Origin of the sequence: Haloarcula sp. S1AR25-4, assembly GCF_031624555.1 — an archaeon.
GTDB classification, from domain to species: Archaea; Halobacteriota; Halobacteria; order Halobacteriales; family Haloarculaceae; genus Haloarcula; species Haloarcula pellucida.
On record NZ_JAMQOR010000001.1, the window covers coordinates 300,820 to 319,238 of the forward strand.

18 protein-coding genes are annotated in these 18,419 nt (G+C 65.6%); 10 read left to right on the forward strand and 8 right to left on the reverse strand.

Annotated features, from left to right (window positions below; all coding sequences use genetic code 11):
* Positions 1–6 precede the first annotated feature (6 nt).
* Together NDI85_RS01730 and NDI85_RS01735 are read right to left on the reverse strand one after the other, a co-directional pair.
* Complete coding sequence (locus NDI85_RS01730) at positions 7–525, reverse strand: Lrp/AsnC family transcriptional regulator (protein ID WP_166970184.1); 519 nt, start codon at positions 523–525, stop codon at positions 7–9.
* 171 nt (positions 526–696) lie between these two features.
* Positions 697–1,491: an enoyl-CoA hydratase/isomerase family protein gene (locus NDI85_RS01735; RefSeq protein ID WP_188995101.1), complete on the reverse strand. Its 795-nt coding sequence runs from the start codon at positions 1,489–1,491 to the stop codon at positions 697–699.
* Positions 1,492–1,588: 97 nt separating this feature from the next.
* On the opposite strand from NDI85_RS01735, the gene NDI85_RS01740 reads away from it, so the two are divergent.
* The 4 genes from NDI85_RS01740 (at position 1,589) to NDI85_RS01755 (ending at position 5,077) form a co-directional block, all read left to right on the forward strand.
* On the forward strand, positions 1,589–2,992 hold the full coding sequence (locus NDI85_RS01740; RefSeq protein WP_188995099.1) for a deoxyribodipyrimidine photo-lyase: 1,404 nt from the start codon (positions 1,589–1,591) through the stop codon (positions 2,990–2,992).
* Between the two features lie 293 nt (positions 2,993–3,285).
* Positions 3,286–3,897 (forward strand): superoxide dismutase, encoded by a 612-nt coding sequence (sod, locus tag NDI85_RS01745; RefSeq protein WP_188995097.1) that lies wholly within the window; start codon positions 3,286–3,288, stop codon positions 3,895–3,897.
* A gap of 95 nt (positions 3,898–3,992) precedes the next feature.
* Positions 3,993–4,262 carry a DUF5827 family protein gene (locus tag NDI85_RS01750; RefSeq protein ID WP_188995095.1) on the forward strand — a complete coding sequence of 90 codons (270 nt, stop codon included), beginning with the start codon at positions 3,993–3,995 and terminating at the stop codon, positions 4,260–4,262.
* On the forward strand, positions 4,259–5,077 hold the full coding sequence (locus NDI85_RS01755) for an ATPase (RefSeq protein WP_188995093.1): 819 nt from the start codon (positions 4,259–4,261) through the stop codon (positions 5,075–5,077). The genes NDI85_RS01750 and NDI85_RS01755 overlap by 4 nt, the downstream gene beginning before the upstream one ends.
* Positions 5,078–5,086: 9 nt before the next feature.
* Here the strand turns inward: NDI85_RS01755 and NDI85_RS01760 are convergent, their stop codons facing one another.
* Complete coding sequence (locus NDI85_RS01760; protein ID WP_188995091.1) at positions 5,087–5,539, reverse strand: DUF302 domain-containing protein; 453 nt, start codon at positions 5,537–5,539, stop codon at positions 5,087–5,089.
* Positions 5,540–5,664: 125 nt separating this feature from the next.
* Complete coding sequence (locus tag NDI85_RS01765; RefSeq protein ID WP_310914730.1) at positions 5,665–6,240, reverse strand: MBL fold metallo-hydrolase; 576 nt, start codon at positions 6,238–6,240, stop codon at positions 5,665–5,667.
* A gap of 143 nt (positions 6,241–6,383) precedes the next feature.
* On the opposite strand from NDI85_RS01765, the gene NDI85_RS01770 reads away from it, so the two are divergent.
* The 4 genes from NDI85_RS01770 (at position 6,384) to NDI85_RS01785 (ending at position 9,954) form a co-directional block, all read left to right on the forward strand.
* On the forward strand, positions 6,384–6,968 hold the full coding sequence (locus NDI85_RS01770; RefSeq protein WP_188995087.1) for a response regulator transcription factor: 585 nt from the start codon (positions 6,384–6,386) through the stop codon (positions 6,966–6,968).
* A 13-nt stretch (positions 6,969–6,981) separates the two neighbouring features.
* Complete coding sequence (locus NDI85_RS01775; protein ID WP_188995702.1) at positions 6,982–7,641, forward strand: hypothetical protein; 660 nt, start codon at positions 6,982–6,984, stop codon at positions 7,639–7,641.
* 88 nt (positions 7,642–7,729) lie between these two features.
* Positions 7,730–8,473: an FAD-dependent thymidylate synthase gene (gene thyX, locus NDI85_RS01780; protein ID WP_188995085.1), complete on the forward strand. Its 744-nt coding sequence runs from the start codon at positions 7,730–7,732 to the stop codon at positions 8,471–8,473.
* Positions 8,474–8,583: 110 nt separating this feature from the next.
* Positions 8,584–9,954, forward strand: coding sequence for an ABC transporter substrate-binding protein (locus NDI85_RS01785; protein WP_310914731.1), 1,371 nt, complete (start codon positions 8,584–8,586; stop codon positions 9,952–9,954).
* A 30-nt stretch (positions 9,955–9,984) separates the two neighbouring features.
* Here the strand turns inward: NDI85_RS01785 and NDI85_RS01790 are convergent, their stop codons facing one another.
* Genes NDI85_RS01790 through NDI85_RS01805 form a run of 4 tightly spaced genes read right to left on the reverse strand, consistent with a single transcriptional unit; the run spans position 9,985 to position 13,967 of the window.
* Entirely contained in the window at positions 9,985–10,740 is a 756-nt protein-coding gene (locus NDI85_RS01790; protein ID WP_310914732.1) for an ABC transporter ATP-binding protein, read from the reverse strand.
* Entirely contained in the window at positions 10,737–11,579 is an 843-nt protein-coding gene (locus NDI85_RS01795) for an ABC transporter ATP-binding protein (RefSeq protein ID WP_310914733.1), read from the reverse strand. Before NDI85_RS01795 ends, NDI85_RS01790 begins: the two co-directional genes overlap by 4 nt.
* On the reverse strand, positions 11,572–12,855 hold the full coding sequence (locus NDI85_RS01800) for a branched-chain amino acid ABC transporter permease (protein ID WP_188995077.1): 1,284 nt from the start codon (positions 12,853–12,855) through the stop codon (positions 11,572–11,574). The genes NDI85_RS01795 and NDI85_RS01800 overlap by 8 nt, the downstream gene beginning before the upstream one ends.
* Positions 12,852–13,967 (reverse strand): branched-chain amino acid ABC transporter permease, encoded by a 1,116-nt coding sequence (locus tag NDI85_RS01805; RefSeq protein ID WP_310914734.1) that lies wholly within the window; start codon positions 13,965–13,967, stop codon positions 12,852–12,854. Before NDI85_RS01805 ends, NDI85_RS01800 begins: the two co-directional genes overlap by 4 nt.
* 126 nt (positions 13,968–14,093) lie before the next feature.
* On the opposite strand from NDI85_RS01805, the gene NDI85_RS01810 reads away from it, so the two are divergent.
* Together NDI85_RS01810 and NDI85_RS01815 are read left to right on the forward strand one after the other, a co-directional pair.
* Positions 14,094–17,201, forward strand: a complete 3,108-nt coding sequence (locus tag NDI85_RS01810) for an FAD-linked oxidase C-terminal domain-containing protein (RefSeq protein WP_310914735.1) — start codon at positions 14,094–14,096, stop codon at positions 17,199–17,201.
* 49 nt (positions 17,202–17,250) lie between these two features.
* Positions 17,251–18,399 (forward strand): hypothetical protein, encoded by a 1,149-nt coding sequence (locus NDI85_RS01815; RefSeq protein WP_310914736.1) that lies wholly within the window; start codon positions 17,251–17,253, stop codon positions 18,397–18,399.
* Positions 18,400–18,419 lie beyond the last annotated feature (20 nt).

Genomic DNA, 18,419 nt, shown 5'->3' on the forward strand with positions numbered 1-18,419 from the left:
TCTTCTCTATCTATCGTCTGCGTGTAACTCTGTGAATATCTCGGGGTCCGTCTGGAACTTCAACACGTTGTGGACGACGGAGTTGCGGACGTTCTGGACGACCCTGCCGTGTTCCTTGTAGAACTCGTGAATCCACCGCGATTCGGCGGCGCGCGTCTGGAACATCATCACGGACTTCCACTGGTACTCCCCGTCCGAGAGGAAGTAAAACAGCGTGTGTTCGTCGTCCCGGATGGAGACCATCGCCTCGTACCACTCGTCGGCGAAGTGTTCGGGGTTGAACTTGAACTCGAACAGCGCGAAGTTGAACAGCGATTCGTTGGGGACGATGGCCTCACGAAACACTTCCTCCTCGCGCATCTTCCGAATCGACTCGCTGACAGTGACGTGCGAGACGTCGATGTCGTACTCGCTTTCGAGGATCCCGGCCAGTTGGCGGGAGGACCGCTGTGGCTCGTCGGCGAGTTCACGGAGAATGTGTACGTCTCGCTCTTTGAACTCCCAGTCCGGCGTCTCGTCTACCATATCGGTACTCATTTGCCTGCGGATTTGACAGTTACGCCTCTCGCAGTTATTTCTCCTGTACGAGAGTCGAATTCCCGTCCGAAAACGTGGCGTCGACGAGCGTCCGGTCTTCGTGACGGTGTCTACTGGTGCCGCGGTGTCTACTGGTGGCGCTGTGACGCGTGCGCACGGTCAGCGCCCCTCGAACTCCGGGGAGCGGTGTTCCATGAACGCCGTCGCACCCTCCTCGTGGTCGGCCGTCGTGAACGCGAGGCCCTGTGCGGTCGCCTCGTCGTCGAGGGCTTGCTCGAACGTCGACTCGGTCCCCCGGTCCAGCAACCGCTTGGCCTGTGTCAGCGCGACGGTCGGTCCCTCCGCGATCGTCGTGACGATGTTCTCGACGCCGTCTTCGAACTGATCGGCTTCGAACAGTCGGGTGAAGATGCCCAGTTCGCGGGCCGTATCGGCGTCCAGCAGTTCGCCGGTGAAGACGAGTTCCTTGGCCTTGTTCGGGCCCACGAGACGTGGCAGGAAGTACGAGACGCCCGAATCGATGGCGAGGCCGACCCGCCGGAACCCGAACCCTATCTTCGCGTCGGGACTGGCCAACTGCACGTCACAGGCCAGTGCGAGTCCGGCCCCGGCGCCGAACGTCGCCCCGTCTATCTTCGCCACGACCGGGAGGCGACAGTCGTGGACCGCCTCGATAGCGCCGTGGATGGCGGCGACGACGAGTTCGACGCGTTCGGCCGGTGGCTGGTCGCCCGCGACGCCCTCTACCATCGCCCCGACGTCGCCGCCGGCACAGAACGCCGGGCCGGCCCCTTCGAGGACGACACAGCGAGCGCCGCTGTCGGCGATAGTGTCGAAGCGCTCCGTCAGTCGCTCCGCCGTGTCCGCGGCGAGCGCGTTCCGCACGTCCGGTCGGTTCAGTGTCACCGTCGCCACGTCGTCCTCGATAGTCAGGAGAACGGCATCGTCTGACATACCCGCGACCACCGGGCCCGCCGAGATAACTCTGCCGCCGGTCGGAGCCAAACCCTGTTGGGTACGGCTTTTTGCCTGCGGCGAGCGACCATCGGATATGCGCCTTCACTGGCACCGTCGAGACCTGCGGGCGGCCGACAACGCGGGCCTCGCCCGAGCGAGCGCCGGGGACCCCGCGGTCCCGGTGTTCGTCTTCGACTCGGACGTGCTCACACACGCCGGCCCGCCGCGGGTGGCGTTCATGCTCGACGCACTCGACAGCCTCCGGTCGTGGTACCGAGAGAACGGGTCCGACCTCGTCGTCGCGCACGGTGACCCCCGAACGGTCCTCCCCGAACTCGCCGAGGAGTACGGTGCCGAGACGGTGACGTGGGGGAAAGACTACACCGGCCTCGCCCGCGAACGGGACGCCGCCGTCCGTCGCGCACTGGACGACGCAGGGGTCGCCCGTGAGGCCGTCCAGAACGCCGTCCTCCACGAACCCGGCGAGATTACGACCAACGACGGCGACCCCTACAGCGTGTTCACGTACTTCGGTCGGAAGTGGCACGACCGGGAGAAGGCCGACCCGTACGATACCCCCGCCGCGGACGCACTGGCCGACGTCGACGGTGACGACCTGCCGACGCTGTCGGCCCTCGGGTTCGATACCCCCGAGGCCGACGTGCCGCCCGCCGGGACCGACCACGCTCGCGAGTTGCTCGACGCGTTCCTCGACGAGAACGTCTACCGCTACGAGGAGCGGCGCGACTACCCCGCCGACGACTGCACCTCGCGGCTCTCGGCCCACCTCAAGTTCGGCACCGTCGGCATCCGGGAGGTGTACGCGGCCACTGCCGAGGCCCGCGACGCCGTCGAACCGGGCAGTGCCGACGCGGAGTCCGTCGAGGAGTTCCTGTCCCAACTCGCGTGGCGCGAGTTCTACACGCAGGTACTGTTCGCGAACCCGAACGTCGTCACGGAGAACTACAAGACGTACGACCACGACATCGAGTGGAACTACGACGAGGACCACTTGCAGGCGTGGAAGGACGGCGAGACGGGCTACCCAATCGTCGACGCCGGGATGCGCCAACTCCGCGAGGCGGCGTTCATGCACAATCGCGTCCGGATGATCGTGGCCTCGTTCCTCACGAAGGACCTCCTCATCGACTGGCGACACGGCTACGAGTGGTTCCGGGAGAAACTGGTCGACCACGACACGGCCAACGACAACGGCGGCTGGCAGTGGGCCGCATCGACCGGCACGGACGCCCAACCGTACTTCCGGGTGTTCAATCCCATGACGCAGGGCGAGCGCTACGACCCCGACGCCGAGTACATCACGCGCTACGTCCCGGAACTCGAAGACGCCGCGCCCGAGATTATCCACGAGTGGCACGAGGCGTCGCTGACCCAGCGCCGGAACGCGGCCCCGGACTACCCGGACCCCATCGTGGACCACAGCGAGCGCCGGGAGGAAGCTATCGAGATGTTCGAGGTCGCGAGAGGCGACAGCTGAAACGCGACGCTGTCCCCTCTCGGCAGAGCGGGGAACGCGGTGACCGGCGAGTACCCGGCGTGCGAGGGTCGGCTCAGCGAGACACGGTGTGAACGATGGGTGACGACGGGTGACGGGACTCGTCCTCGAACACGACTGTTGACATCTCGCCGCGATATCATTGGATACGTGTCATAAATACTCGACTCACGGCACATTACGCCGCCGCTGGCTGGTCCCTGCGGTGTGGTACCGTCCTGCTCCTAAACGTTTAACAGTCGCGCGCTCGACCGTTCATGTGGAGGCGATTTCATATGTCCGAACACTCCGAACCCGAACTGCCACCGCTTCCGTACGACTACGATGCCCTGGAGCCACACATCTCCGAACAGGTGCTCACGTGGCACCACGACACCCACCATCAGGGATACGTAAACGGGCTGGAGTCGGCGGAGGAAACGCTGGCCGAGAACCGCGAGTCGGGGGACTTCTCCTCGTCCGCCGGTGCGCTGGGTAACGTGACCCACAACGGCTGTGGCCACTATCTCCACACGCTGTTCTGGAACAACATGGACCCCAACGGCGGCGGCGAACCCGACGGCGACCTTCGTGCCCGCATCGAGGAGGACTTCGGGTCCTACGAGGGCTGGAAGGGCGAGTTCGAGGCCGCCGCGTCCGCTGCCGGTGGCTGGGCGCTACTGGTCTACGACCCCGTTGCGAAGCAACTGCGCAACGTCAAGGTCGACAAGCACGACCAGGGCGCGCTCTGGGGCGCACACCCCGTCCTGGCCCTCGACGTCTGGGAGCACTCGTACTACTACGACTACGGTCCGGCCCGCGGCGACTTCATCGACGCCTTCTTCGAGGTCGTCGACTGGAGCGAGGTCGCCGAGGAGTACCAGACCGCGGTCGGTCACTTCGAGTAACGCTCTCGAACCGCACATTTCTTCGAGCGCCTCCCCGTAGCGGCGGCTCTCTCCGGTCCGAGGGATTTACCCACTCCCTCGGCGTAGCCGCGGCTATGCCAGCCGACAAGGCCGAATTCGACGACGTTCGCTCCTTCGAGTTGCACGAACCGGCAGACATCCTCGACTCGGACCTGCTGTACACGATTCCGGAACTGGCCCGTCTCCTGCAAGGACTGCCCGTCGACGCCGAGTTGAGCGACTTCAACGAGTCGGTCTTCATCGACTGGGCCATCCCGTGGATGATCTACAATCAGGACAGTCTGGTGTTCGCCGAACCCGACGCCGAAGACGTGGTCGGCCTCTACGGTCTCGACGACAGATGAACCTCCTCGTGGCCGGTGCCGACCGCGTCGACGCCGGGAAGACGACGTTCTCCGTCGGGTTGCTGGCCCACACCGGCGCTCGCGGGTTCAAGCCGCGGGCCGGCAACAACTACTGGTTCGACCACGACGACTTCCGCTATGCGACCGAACAGGGCCGGTTGTTCGGCAAGGACGCCAGGCGACTGGCCGACGCCTCGCCGGGCGACGTGCGGCCCGAGGCGATAAACCCGATTCATCGGCTCTGGCACCCCTCGCCGGGCGCGGGAACTGGGATCCTCGGGAGCGACCGCCGGCAGTTCGTCGTGGACCGCGTCGGCGGCCGTGACGGCGCTGGCGAGTTCGTGGTCAACGGCACCGTCGACCTGCCGCAGTCGGTCACCGACTCGCTCCCCGTCGCCGACGCGCCGCGTGTCACCTCGCTGCCTGACTTCAACGACCTCATGAGCGTGATGCACGCCGAGGCGCTGGGAGCAATCGCCGAGGACATCGCCGACGCCGACCGCGCCGTCGTCGAGTCCTACGGCGACGTGGCCCGACCGTTAGACGGGTTCGAACCGGACGCCGTCGCCGTCGTCGAACCCGGCCGGGCCCGCTTCTACGACGGGCGTCGCTACGCGAAAGCCTGTGAGATCGCCACCGGGAGCCCCGGTGACGGACAGTTAGAGGAACGGGTCGGCAACGTGGTCGACCTCATCGACCGGACGGGCGCGGTCAGATTGCCGGCCCTCGACACCGAGACGCGGGCCGACCCCGAGGCCGTCGCCGACGCCTACGACCACGCCTACGACGCACTGCTGGCGACGGCGTTCGACTGAACCGCTGTCTCACTCGACGCTGTCGAGGTTGCCGACCGCCTCGTCGACGAGTTCGCCGGTGTCGGCGACGATGTCGGCCATCACCTCGTCGTCGGGGGCCATCCCGAGGAGTCGAGCGGCGCGCATGATGCTGATGTGGTACACAGTCTGGACGCCCGGTTCCTCCTGCCAGACGACGACGTTACAGGGAAAGAGCGCGCCGATGCGGTTCTCGGAGGCGTCGAGCGCCCGGTCGGCCATGTTCGGGTTACAGGCCCCGAGGACGTAGTACGGGTCCCGGTCGGCGTCGACCTTCTCGTTGAGCAACGCCGACGGGGAGAACTCGGTGGGGATGCCGAACCCTGCCTCGGTGAACACCTCGCGGACGTGTTCGATTGCCTCCTCGTGGTCCATCTCCAGCGTGGCTCGTTTCTCACCGATGTCCGCTGCGTCGAGCGCCGATGGGTCTATCGGAAGCGTCATGTGCGAATCGACGCGCCGTCCGGACAAAGAGGTTTGGTCGAGACTCATACTGGTGGCTGTAACAAACTGAAGTAATTCGCCACCCCGGGGTGGCGAATATCGTTACGAACTTACAGCCACCAGTATCAGAACCGCGCGGCCTGCCACGCCAGTTCGACGTCGTGATAGGGGGTGTCCGTGACGCTGGGGCCGTGGCCCGTGTGCATCTCACCGAGGTCCTCGTCGACGACGTCGAGGACGCGGTCGATGCTCTCGACGAGCAACGCTCGGTCCCCCTCTTCGAGGTCTGTCCGGCCGAAACTCCCGTTGGCGAAGACGAGGTCGCCCGCAAAGAGGACGCTCGCCGCCGCCGAATAAAAGCAGAGGTGGTCGTTCTTGTGCCCCGGCGTGTGGAGCGCCCGGTAGTCGTGGTCGCCCAGCGTCACCGTCTCGCCGTCGGCGACGGCGCGGGTGACGCCCTCCTGATTCGTGTCGAACCCCCAGACGTCGACGTCGTAGGCCGAGACCACGTCGTCGAGGTTGCCGACGTGGTCGTAGTGGGTGTGGGTCAGGACGACGGCGTCGAGTTCGTCCGCGTGGTCGGTGACGGTCGAGACGACGTCGAACTCGTTGCCGACGTCCACGAGCACGGTCCGGTCTCCCGTAACGAGGAAGGTGTTGCTGGTAAACGACTGGGCGCCGCGAGCCAGGTTCCGTATCATGCCCCCTCGTTGTCGATGGCCGGCAATGTCGGTGTCGCTCTGTGGCGAAATAGACCGTCGATTGCCGGTACGACACGCCCGCTCGCGCCCGCACCCACAGGGCTATGTAGGTGGGTACTAAAGACGGGGATAGTAAGTAAAGTATGTCCGAATCGGACCCGCCTGTCGTACTCATCGTCGAAGACGAACCGGACGTCGCAGAGACGTACAAACTGTGGCTGGAAGGTGATTACGAGGTCCGGATGGCCCAAAACGGGGACGAGGGGCTCGAACTGTTGGACGATACAGTCGACGTCGTCCTCTTAGACCGGATGATGCCCGGGCTCTCCGGAGACGAAGTCCTCAGCCGAATCCGCGAGCGCGAGTTGGGATGTCGCGTGGCGATGGTGACGGCCGTCGAACCGGACTTCGACATCCTCGAGATGGGATTCGACGCGTACCTCTCGAAGCCGATTCGGAGCGAGCAGCTCCACGACACGGTATCGAACCTCTTAGAACGGTCCGAGTACGACTCGTTACTGCAGGACTACTACGCATTGGTCGAGAAACGGGCGACACTGGAAGCGACGAAGTCGAACGCGGAACTCGCCGACAGCGAGGAGTACGCCGACCTCAAAGAGCAGGTGGCAGAGATGCGGGAGGGACTCTCCGATACGCTCGGCGGCATCGAAGACGATGACGACTTCATCGCGACACTGCGTGGACTGAGCAATGGCGAAGAGAACTGAGGTGATGGAAGATATGTACGACCTCTCATCTGTACTCGATTTCGACGCTCTGTCCGAGGTCCGTCCCGGGTCCAGTATCCTCATCTCTGGCCCCGCGATGACCGGGAAACAACGGCTGGCCTACGATATCTTGGCCGACGGTGCTCGCGACGGGGACGGCACCGTCGTCGTGACGACGGGCGACGACGCGACAGACGTCGTCGCAGAGTTCCGCGAGAGAGTGCCGGAACTCGAAGAGTCCCAACTCGGCGTCGTCGACTGTCGCCGCGAAGGCGGGTCAGACAACAGCTCGGTCGACGGTGCCTACGTCCATCAGGTGTCCTCGCCGGGCGACCTGACGGGTATCGGTATCGGCATCACCAAGACGCTCGAAGGGCTGCACAACTCCGGCCGTGACCGCGGGCGTCTCGCGCTCGTCTCCCTGTCGACGATGCTCACGTACACCGACAAAAAGACCGTCTTCAAGTTCTGTCACGTCCTCTCGTCCCGTCTCGACGCGGCGGACTACATCGGCGTGTTCACCATCGACTCCGGGGCGCACGACCAGCAGACGATTCAGGTCATCAAGCAGGCGTTCGACGGACTCATCGAGGTCCGCGACGCGGACGGTGGCGGGCGCGAATCGCGCGTCCTCGGTTTCTCCGGCGAACCGACGGACTGGAAGCGAATCTGAGACCGCTCGCGAACCGACGCGGCGGGTCCCGGTTCGTGCGGTGGCGGTGGGGAGGAAGTATTTTCACGCTCCGGTGTTCCCACCCGGTATGGAAGTCACGCTGCTGGAAGCCACTGAGGACCCCGAGGACCTCGTCTGTAAAGCCGCTCGCAACGACTACAGCGGAGCGTTCGTCGGCGGGCAGTCCCTCGAAGCGACGATGGAGACAGTCGACGGCGACACGCTCGAAGCGAAAAAGGAGACCCTCATCGGCCACCTGCTGGACCACGGCCACTTCGGTCCGTTCGAACACCCGCAGATTACGTTCGCCATCGAGGGCGTCTCCCGGTCCTGTATGGCCCAAATTACGCGCCATCGCCACGTCTCTTTCGACGTCCAGTCGATGCGGTACGTCTCTTTCGACGACGTGGACCCGGCCGACGTGCGCGAGGGCGAGATGGTGGTCATCCCGCCGTCGGCGACGGACCCCGAGTGGGTGGGTCGCAACCAGAAGCAAGGGGCGGTCGACGAGGCGGACGTCGAGAAGCGTGCGGAGATCTTCCGCGACACCATCGAGGACGCCGTCGAGTCGTATCAGGAACTGCTCGATCTCGGAATGCCGCCCGAAGACGCTCGGTTCGTCCTCCCGATCGGGACGAAGGTCAACATCGTGATGTCGATGAACGCCCGGATGTTGATGCACGTCGCCGACATGCGGGCCGCCGCCGACGCACAGTGGGAGATTCGCGAGATGACCGAGGAACTGCTCGACATCGCGGGCGAGTGGTGTCCGATTACCTTCGACCACTACGAACGTGAGATGAAAAACCGGAAGAACCGACTCGCGCCCTGATAGGTCTGGTACTCGATAGAACCGTCACACCGTTTCTCCGTGTCACGCCGTCGTACAGCGTCCCACCACGGACAACATATTTCTACTAGTAGGTTCAATGAACGATAGGTATGAGTCGTGATAGCAGTCGACGAACATTCCTCAAGCGCACCGGTGCGCTCAGTACCCTGAGTCTGGTCGGACTAGCAGGGTGTTCGACAGAACCGAGCGACGGTGGCGGTGACGGCGGTGATGGCGGCGACGGTGACGGTGGCGGCGACGGCGAGACCACCGGTGATGGCGGCGGCGGTGCGGACACGCCCGACGTTCTGATGATCGTGGGGTACCCGCAGAGTGGCGTCCAGTTGTTCAAGGACTACTACTCGGACTACGGCGACGACACCGTCGACATCCTCGTGACAGACGGACTACAAGACGGCAGCCTCCCGGGTGACGTCGGCAACGACATGTCAAACGTCCTCGGATCGGCACCGTCCGCCGCCGGCCCGGGCGTGGACACCTTCACGAACCTGTTCACCGAGGAGTTCGACTACGACGAGGCCGGCGTGTTCACCTCGCAGGCCTACGACGCGTCGGCGGTCCAGATTCTGGCGAACCTGCTGGCTGGCGAGAACGACGGGACCGCGATTCGAGACCACATGCGCGTCGTCGCCAACCCGGGCGGGACGACGTACACGCCGTCTGAACTACCCGAAGCGGCGGCCGCGGCGGCCGCCGGCGAGAACATTCAGTACGAGGGGGCCTCCAGCAACGTCAACTTCGACGACGCAGGGGACATCACTTCCGCGCAGTATCAGGTGTTCGGGTTTACCCAGAGCGGCGTCGAGACCCAGCAGACCATCGACTTCGGCGGGAACGCAGACCTCGCGCAACCGGAACCCGCCGGGAGCGGTAGCGGCGCCGACCGGACGGTCCGACTCGGCGTCCTCCAGCCTGAGACAGGCGACCTCGGCCCGCTCGGCAAGCCGATTCGAGACGCCGCGCTCCTCCCGGCGATTCAGCTCCGAGACCAAATCGACCAGCGCATCGAGACGCAGGTCGGTGACACCCAGTCGACGGCACAGGCCGCGGTCAACGCGGCGAACTCGCTCGTCAGCGCCGGCTACCCCTCCATCACCGGCGCGGCCTCGTCCGAAGCGACGATTCAGGTGGCGAACAACGTCCTCGTGGACAATCAGGTCGTCGGGTGTTCGCCCGCGTCCACCTCGCCGGCCATCACCACACTCGAAGACGACGACTTCGTGTTCCGGACCCCGCCGAGCGACGCCCTGCAGGGGCAGGTGCTCGCGCAGTTGGCGACCGAGGAACTCGGCGCGTCGACGGCCTCGACGCTGTACCTGAACAACAGCTACGGGCAGGCGCTCCAGCAGGCCTTCGTCACCGCGTTCGAAGAGCAGGGCGGGAGCGTCGTCCAGCAGGTGGGTTTCGAGTCCCAGCAGTCGTCCTACACCTCCCAGATCAACAGCGCGCTGAACCAGTAGCGAACCGGTCGCCCCCTCTCGCTCGACGTTTTAGCCGCCGAGGAAGTCCTGCCTGACCTGCTGGTCCGCGAGCAGGACGTCGCCATCGTCCTGATAGCGGTTCTGGCCCTGTACGAGGACGTAGCCACGGTCACATCGTCGCAGCGCCTCCTTCGCGTTCTGTTCGACCATCAGGACGGCGGTGCCGTCGTCGTTGATGCCGTCGATGCGGTCGAACATCTCCGCGACGAGGTCCGGTGCCAGCCCCGCCGACGGTTCGTCCAGCAAGAGCAGGTCCGGGTCGAGCATCAGCGCCCGGCCCATCGCTAGCATCTGTTGCTGGCCGCCCGAGAGCGTCCCGGCCTTCTGGGTCGAGCGCTCCTCTAAGATGGGGAACCGGTCGTATATCGTCCGAATCTGGTCCTCGGGGACTTCGTCGAGGATGTACGCGCCCATCTCTAGGTTCTCGCGAACCGTGAGCGACCCGAACACGTTGTCGTTCTGCGGGACGTAGCCGATGCCTTCGTGGATAATCTCGTCGGGGCGGCGCTTGCTGATGTCCTCGCCGTCGAAGACGACGGTCCCACCCATGTACGTCGTCAGACCGAAGACGGACTTCATCACCGTCGACTTCCCCGCGCCGTTCGGGCCGACGATGACGACGTACTCGCCGTCGGCGACGTCCATGTCGACGCCGTCTAGCACCTGCAGGTCGCCGTAGCCGGCGTCTAGATCGCGCACCGCGAGCAGGCTCTCGGCGGGGTCCGGCAGCGACGCGTCGGCGGACCGCTGGGCCTGCTGGCTCATACGTCACCTCCCAGATACGCTTCGAGAACGCGCTCGTCCGACTGAATCGTGTCGGCGTCCCCCTCGGCCAGCACCTGTCCCTGATGCATGACGATGATGTGTTCGCAGTGGTTCATGATGACGTCCATGTCGTGTTCGACCAGCAGGAAGGTCAGCCCGTCCTGCCGCAGTTCGTCGATTCTGTCCAGCAGTTTCTCTTCTAGCGTCGGGTTGACGCCGGCCAGCGGTTCGTCCAACAGCACCATCTCTGGGTCGGTCATCAGGACACGCGCCATCTCCAGCAGTTTGCGCTGGCCGCCCGAGAGGTTGCCGGCGTTCTCGTGTGCGAGGTGGTCGATCTCGAAGAACTCCAGCGTCTCCCATGCCTCCTCGACCACGTCGGCCTCGTCTCGCTGGACCTGTTCGCGCAGGCCCGGCAGGACCGACCGAAGCGCCGACTCCCCCATCTGGGCGGGCGGGGCGAGCATCACGTTCTCTAGCACCGTCATCTCGGAGAGTTCGCGGGCTATCTGGAACGTCCGGACGAGGCCCCGCTTCGCGAGCGTGTAGGGCGCCAGCCCGGTCACGTCGTGGCCGTCGAACCTGACCGTCCCGCCGGTGGGTTCGTGGATGCCGGTGATGCAGTTGAACGTCGTCGACTTCCCCGCGCCGTTCGGACCGATGAGCCCGGTGAGCGCGCCCGTTCCGACTTTGAACGAGGTCCCGTCGACGGCCGTGACGCCGCCGAACTCCTTCCTGAGCCCCTGTACTTCCAGAAGCGGGGAGTCGATGGCGTCGCTCGTCGTCGGCACCTCGCTCTCGGGCGTCCGTTCCGTGCCGACGGGTTCGGCGTCACTCATCGGCCTCACCTCCGTCGGCGGCGTGCGGGCGTGTCAGGTCCACGCTCGTCGCCGGTTCGTTGCGGTGGCCCAGCAGTCCCGCCGGCTGATTCTGGATGATGTACACGAGGACCACTCCGATGAGGACGAACCGGAGCGTGCTGACGTTGCTAACCGTGTAGGCGACGAGCGGCGTCGGGTCCAGCGACCCGAGGGCGGCGACGGCCTCGAAGACGTTGCCCGGGGCGCTCTGGCCGAACGTCGGGACGTACTCGCCTAACCGCGCCGGGAGGTAAAACAGCAGGGCCGAGAACGTCGCGGCACCGAGGATACTCCCGGTGTTGGACCCGGAGCCACCGATGATGAGCGCCGCGAAGACGTAGAAGGTGATGACGGGCCGGAACTGCGCGGGACTGATGTACCCCGCGCTACCGCGGAACAGCGCGCCGGCCAGCCCCATCAGCGCACAGCCGATCATGAACGCCTTGATCTTGAACAGGCGGGTGTCCTTGCCGAGTGACTGCGTGACCGTCTCGTCCTCGCGGATGGCCTTCAGCACGCGGCCGAACGGGGAGTTGACGAGGCGACTGAGCACCCAGTAGCTCCCGGCGGCGATACCCAGCAGACTCAGGCCGTACGCCATGTTGACGACGTTCGGTCCAGAGATGCCGACGCTCTCGGCGGCCGTAACGAGCGGTTGGCCGGGACCGTTGACGAGCGTCGCGACGATTTCGTCGGGTGACTCGAACGAGATACCCGTCGCGCCGCCCGTACCGAATCGCTTCCCGAACACCTGCACCTCGGCGACGCCGCCCCAGTTGACGAACAGGCGGATTATCTCCGAGAGCGCGACGGTGACGATGGCGAGGTAGTCCGCGCGAAGTCGCAGCGCGGGGAGGGCGGCGATGGCCCCAACGATTGCGGCCATCACCATCCCGCCCAGCAGGCCGACCCACAGCGGCAGCCCGAACCCCGGGACGCCGCCCGCCCCGGGGTCGACCGGCGCCGTGAGGATGGCCGTCGTGTACGCGCCGACGGCCATGAACCCCGCGATGCCGATGTTGAACAGCCCGGTGTACCCCCACTGGAGGTTCAGCGCGAGGGTGAGGATGGCATACGCCCCGACCAGCACCGTCACGCTACCGACGAACCCGGCGGCGAGGTTGGCCGACTGCGCGCCGCCGACGCTGAACGCGAGCGCGGTCAGTAGCAGCCAGATACCGACGAGGAAGGAAACGACGAGCGCGGCGTCCGGCAGTTCCTCCAGTCGGTCCCGTACGTCTTCGAAGCCCGTCATGCCGTACTTACCCCCCCGAAGATACCGGACGGGCGCAGGAGCAAGACGACGATGAGGACGGCGAAGGCGGCGGCCCGCGTCAGTCCCGACGGGAGCCAGATGAGCGCCAGACTGTCGACGAGGCCGATGAGAACGCCCCCGGCCATCGCCCCGTAGATAGAGCCGATGCCGCCGACGATGACGGCCGCGAAGATGAGCAAGAGGAGAATCCAGCCGAAGTTAAACGAGATGGTGCCACTCTCTAAGACGAGGAGGTAGCCGCTCGTCCCGGCCAGCGCACCGCCCAGTACCCACGTGAGACGGACGACGCGTTCGGTCGGGATACCGGTGACGCGAGCGAGGTCTTCGTTGTCGGCCATCGCCCGCATCGCCTTCCCGAGTTTCGTCCGCTGGAGCAGGAGGTGAACCCCGAGCATCAGGACGACGGAGACGACCAGCAGCGCGATCTCGTTGTCGGTGATAGCGACGCCCGCAAACAGTTGGAGGCGGGCGCCGCTGGTGGCGACGCCGCTGGTCTGGGTGCTGAAGACGAAGGCGATGAGATAGCGGAGTGCCAGTGCCACACCGATAGAGGCGATGAGCAGGGAGATGTTCCCCGCGTCACGCATGGGCCGATAGACGAGACGGTCGACGACGAGGACGACGACGACGGTGCCGACGGCGGCGACGACGAGGCCGAACAGGACGAGCGCCCACGACGCGGACGCACTCAGTTGTGTGCCGCCGTTGAACAGGAACAGGTCGGTCAGGGGTGCGCTGACGGCCAGATTCGCCGTGACGTACGCGGCGACCCAGCCGAGAAAGGCACCGACAGTGACCGTATCGCCGTGTGCGAAGTTGGCGAAGTCGAGGATGCTGTAGGTCATCGAAAGGCCGATACCGGCCAGTCCGACGGCGAGGCCCACGAGGAGGCCGTCTACCGCCATCGATGCCAGCGACCCGACGGTCAGCGACCCGCCCATGACCCTGAATCCGAGGGCGTACACCGTCGTTCCGAGCAGTTTCGTCGTGAGGTCTGCGACGAGGTAGAGGAGGACGGCGGCGACTGCGCCGGCGTCCGGCCGCTCTATCGCCAGTCGTCGGCCATCCGAGACGGTCTCAGCGATACCCATTGGTTAGCAATGGTTGGACACTGGAGCGTAAATAACGCTCCGGTGGTTTTCGCCGATGCATCGGGAAGACGCGCTCGGAATGCCTTCGTGCGTCAGGTTAACGTCGAACCGCTCGAACGTCCGACTATGGATGCTACAGAACAGGGACCGATCGAGGACCCGGCCGCCGACGCGCGGGCGGACTACGACTACCGGACCGACACCGTGGATCGGCCCGGGCTAGTCGCCGACATCGTCGACCGGGTCGACGGCGACGTCCGGTTCGACGAGTACTCGCGGCAACTCTATGCGACGGACGCGAGCGCGTACGAAGTGACGCCGGTCGGCGTCGTCTACCCCGAGTCGACGGCAGACGTCGCCGCCGTGATGGACTACTGCGCACGGCGGGAGATACCCGTCCTGCCGCGGGGCGGCGGAACCAGTCTCGCCGGCCAGTCGGTCAACGAGGCCGTCGTCCTCGACTTCACTCGTCACATGGACGCACTACGCTCCGTCGACCCGGACGCTGCCCGCGCCACCGCGCAGGTCGGGACGACACTCGGTGACCTGAACGCCGAACTCGCGCCCCACGACCTGAAGTTCGCGCCCGACCCCGCGTGGGGCGAGAAGTCGGCGCTCGGCGGCGCCATCGGTAACAACTCGACCGGGGCCCACTCGCTGCAGTACGGCAAGACGGACCACTACGTCGAGGAGTGCGAAGTGGTCCTCGCCGACGGGACGGTGACGACGTTCGGCGACGTCGAGGTCGAGACGCTTCGCGAGAACGCCGACACGGACGGCGACCTCGAAGCCCGTATTCACGCCGCCGTCGTCCGCATACTCGACGAGGATCGGGACGACGTCGACGCCGCCTTCCCGGACCTAAAGCGGAACGTCTCCGGCTACAACTTAGACCGGTTGGTCGCCGAGGCCGAGGGTGAGTACGGCGAGGCCGGGACGGTCAACCTCGCTCGACTGCTCGCGGGGAGCGAAGGGACGCTCGGTATCGTGACCGAGGCGACCGTCTCGCTGGAACCCATCCCCGAGACCAAGTCGCTCGCGCTGCTGGCCTACGACGACCTCATCTCGGCGATGGAGGACGTCTCGCCCATCCTCGAACACGACCCGGCGGCACTCGAAGTCTTAGACGACGTGTTGCTGGACCTCGCCGCAGGGACCGAGGAGTTCGGTGACCTCGTCGACGAGATACTCCCCGAGGGGACGGCTGCCGTCCTCCTCGTGGAGTTCTACGCCGAGAACGACCCACAGGGCAAGCAGAAAGTGGCGGACCTCCTCACCGACCGCGTCGGTGACCTCTCGACAGAGGCCGTCCCGCAGGAGAACGCCGAGGAACTGACCGCCGAGCCGATTCGGGCCTTCCACGGCCGCGAGGCCCACGAGGAAGCCGAGCGGGCACGGTTCTGGAAACTCAGGAAGTCCGGCCTCCCCATCCTGCTGGGGCGGACCAGCGACGCGAAACACATCAGTTTCATCGAAGACACGGCCGTGCCCCCGGAGAACCTCCCGGAGTACGTCGCGGACTTTCAGGACCTTCTCGAACGGGAGGGGACGTTCGCTTCCTTCTACGCCCACGCTGGACCGGGATGTCTCCACATCCGACCGCTCGTCGACACGAAGACGCTGGAGGGCGTCGAGCAGATGGAAGCCATCGCCGACGGTGCGACGGACCTCATAACGGCGTACGGCGGGAGCGTCTCCGGCGAGCACGGCGACGGGCGTGCACGCACGCAGTGGAACCACAAGTTGTACGGCGACGACGTCTGGGCGGTCTTTCAGGACCTCAAGCGCTCGTTCGACCCGAACTGGTTGTTGAACCCGGGACAGGTCGTCGGCGTCGACGAGGCGGCCATAGAGGCGGGCGAAGCCCCGCCCCGGGCCCGCACCGTCGACATGACGGAGAACCTGCGGTTCTCGCCGGAGTACGAGTTCGAGTTCGACTTCGACCCCCAACTCTCGTGGGACAACGAGAACGGGATGCAGGGGATGGTCGAACTCTGTCACGGCTGTGGCGGCTGTCGCGGCCCGCAGGAGACCACCGGCGGCGTGATGTGTCCGACCTACCGGGCGGCCGACGAGGAGATAACCGCCACGCGTGGCCGTGCGAACATGCTCCGGCAGGCGATGAGCGGCGACCTGCCCGACGACCCCACGGACGACGAGTTCGTCTCCGAGGTGATGGACCTCTGTATCGGCTGTAAGGGGTGTGCCAAGGACTGTCCGAGCGAGGTGGATATGGCGAAACTCAAGACGGAGGTCGAACACGCCCACCACCAGAAACACGGCGCGAGTCTGCGCGAGAGGGTGTTCGCGAACATCGAGACGGTGAGCAAGGTCGGGAGCGCGCTCGCACCCGTCTCGAACTGGGCACAGAAGCTTCCGGGGAGCGACTATCTCGGGGAGAAACTGCTCGGCATTGCCCGCGAACGCGACTTACCGACGTTCGAACGGGAGTCCTTCGAGGACTGGTGGGCCGACCGCGGACCGCAGGTGCCCGAACGGGACGCCGAACGGACGGCACTGCTGTTTCCCGACACCTACAACAACTACAGCCACCCCGAAGTCCTGCAGGCCGCCGTCGAGGTGCTGGAAGCCGCCAACGTCCACGTACAGGTTCCAGAGGACGTTACCGACTCCGGACGGGCGCCCTACTCGAAGGGGTTCGTCGACGCCGCCAGCGACCGGGCAGCGACCAACGTCGAGGCCCTCGAACCGAAGGTAGCGGAGGGCTGGGACGTCGTCGCCGTGGAACCGTCTGACGCCGTGATGTTCCAGTCGGACTATCTGGATCTGCTGGGCCACGACCACGACGGGGCGAGGACGGTGGCGACCAACGCCTTCGGCGTCTGTGAGTACCTCGACCGGTTCGCGCTGGACGCGAACGTCGACTGGACAGACTCGTCGGCGTCGCTGACCTACCACGGCCACTGCCACCAGAAGGCGACGAAGAAAGACCACCATGCCGTCGGCGTCCTGCGCCGGGCGGGCTACGCCGTCGACCCGTTGGACTCTAGCTGTTGTGGCATGGCCGGCAGTTTCGGCTACGAGGCCGAACACTACTCGATGAGTAAGGCTATCGCTGGTATCCTCTACGACCAGATAGCCGACAGCGACGGGGAGGAAGTCGTCGCGCCCGGCGCGTCCTGTCGGACACAGATAGGTGAGCGGCCGGCCGGCGAGGAACCCCCACATCCAGTCGAAAAACTCGCAGACGCCGTCGGTCCGACGAAGCGATAGCACCGCTATTCATAGCGCTTTTATGCTGTCCTCGGGTCATACGACGTAGATGTCTCGCGCGGTCGCCGTCGTCGTCACTCTCCTGCTGACTACCAGCCTCGCCGCTGGCCCCGCACTCGGGTCGCAGCCGTCCACACTCGTCCAGACGCCCGACGGGTTCGAAGAGACCACGTTCCGGGTCACCGTCTACGAGAACGGCTCTGCGACGTGGGCCATCGAACACCAGACGCCGCTGACCAACGAGACGGAGGAACAGCGCTTCGAGGACTTCGCTCGGAACTTCGAGCGGAACGAGACGGCGTTGTACGTCAACTTCGTCGAGCAGGCCGGCCTGCTCACACAGTACGGGGCCAACGAGACTGGACGCCAGATGGACGCCCGGAACTTCCGCCGCTCGGCGGCGGCGAATCCGGTTCAGAGCACTGGCACCGTCCGCATGGCGTTCCTGTGGACGAACTTCGCCAACGTCTCCGATGGCCGCGTCGTCGTCGGCGACGTGTTCGAAGGCGGGTTCTACATCGCCCAGAGCCAGTCGCTCGTCTTCGAACGCGGGCCGTCACTGGCGTTCGCACAGGTCCGTCCGACGCCGGATGCACGGAGTCAACCCGACTCGCTGGCCCGCAGCGAGAGCGTCAGTTGGGTGGGAGAGCGGTCTTTCGGTGACCGCCGTCCGTACGTCGAACTCGGACAGCGGTCCGCCGTCCTCGACGGCGACCCGACGGCCCAGACCGACGCGACGACGACCGTCGGACCCAGTTCCGAGAACGGGATGTGGCCACTAGCCGTCGTCGCGATAGTCGTCGCGCTCGGTGCCGTGGCCGCCGCTGCGTGGCGCTCCGGGGCCGCGACGGCCGCACTGGGCGACGACGACAGCGGGGGGACGGCTGCCGAATCGCCCGCCGACCCAGACCCCTCCACGGAGGAACGCGAGCAACCCGCTCCCGAACCCGCAGTCTCCGACGAGGAGTTGCTGAGCGACAGCGACCGCGTCATCAACCTCCTCGAAGAGAACGGGGGCCGGATGAAGCAAGTCGACATCGTCGATACGACCGACTGGTCGAAATCTAAGGTCAGTATGCTCCTCTCGGACATGGAGGAGGACGGCGACATCAGCAAACTCCGAGTCGGCCGCGAGAACATCATCAGCCTCTCCGGACAGGAGCCAGACGCCGCCGGTTCGCCGTTCGACGAGGAGTGAGAAACCCACACAGGGCGCTC

Coding starts and splice junctions, on each gene's coding strand:
- NDI85_RS01730 (WP_166970184.1), bottom strand. CDS start 525: ATGGTAGACGAGACGCCGGACTGGGAGTTCAAAGAGCGAGACGTACAC.
- NDI85_RS01735 (WP_188995101.1), bottom strand. CDS start 1,491: ATGTCAGACGATGCCGTTCTCCTGACTATCGAGGACGACGTGGCGACG.
- NDI85_RS01740 (WP_188995099.1), top strand. CDS start 1,589: ATGCGCCTTCACTGGCACCGTCGAGACCTGCGGGCGGCCGACAACGCG.
- sod (WP_188995097.1), top strand. CDS start 3,286: ATGTCCGAACACTCCGAACCCGAACTGCCACCGCTTCCGTACGACTAC.
- NDI85_RS01750 (WP_188995095.1), top strand. CDS start 3,993: ATGCCAGCCGACAAGGCCGAATTCGACGACGTTCGCTCCTTCGAGTTG.
- NDI85_RS01755 (WP_188995093.1), top strand. CDS start 4,259: ATGAACCTCCTCGTGGCCGGTGCCGACCGCGTCGACGCCGGGAAGACG.
- NDI85_RS01760 (WP_188995091.1), bottom strand. CDS start 5,539: ATGACGCTTCCGATAGACCCATCGGCGCTCGACGCAGCGGACATCGGT.
- NDI85_RS01765 (WP_310914730.1), bottom strand. CDS start 6,240: ATGATACGGAACCTGGCTCGCGGCGCCCAGTCGTTTACCAGCAACACC.
- NDI85_RS01770 (WP_188995087.1), top strand. CDS start 6,384: ATGTCCGAATCGGACCCGCCTGTCGTACTCATCGTCGAAGACGAACCG.
- NDI85_RS01775 (WP_188995702.1), top strand. CDS start 6,982: ATGTACGACCTCTCATCTGTACTCGATTTCGACGCTCTGTCCGAGGTC.
- thyX (WP_188995085.1), top strand. CDS start 7,730: ATGGAAGTCACGCTGCTGGAAGCCACTGAGGACCCCGAGGACCTCGTC.
- NDI85_RS01785 (WP_310914731.1), top strand. CDS start 8,584: ATGAGTCGTGATAGCAGTCGACGAACATTCCTCAAGCGCACCGGTGCG.
- NDI85_RS01790 (WP_310914732.1), bottom strand. CDS start 10,740: ATGAGCCAGCAGGCCCAGCGGTCCGCCGACGCGTCGCTGCCGGACCCC.
- NDI85_RS01795 (WP_310914733.1), bottom strand. CDS start 11,579: ATGAGTGACGCCGAACCCGTCGGCACGGAACGGACGCCCGAGAGCGAG.
- NDI85_RS01800 (WP_188995077.1), bottom strand. CDS start 12,855: ATGACGGGCTTCGAAGACGTACGGGACCGACTGGAGGAACTGCCGGAC.
- NDI85_RS01805 (WP_310914734.1), bottom strand. CDS start 13,967: ATGGGTATCGCTGAGACCGTCTCGGATGGCCGACGACTGGCGATAGAG.
- NDI85_RS01810 (WP_310914735.1), top strand. CDS start 14,094: ATGGATGCTACAGAACAGGGACCGATCGAGGACCCGGCCGCCGACGCG.
- NDI85_RS01815 (WP_310914736.1), top strand. CDS start 17,251: ATGTCTCGCGCGGTCGCCGTCGTCGTCACTCTCCTGCTGACTACCAGC.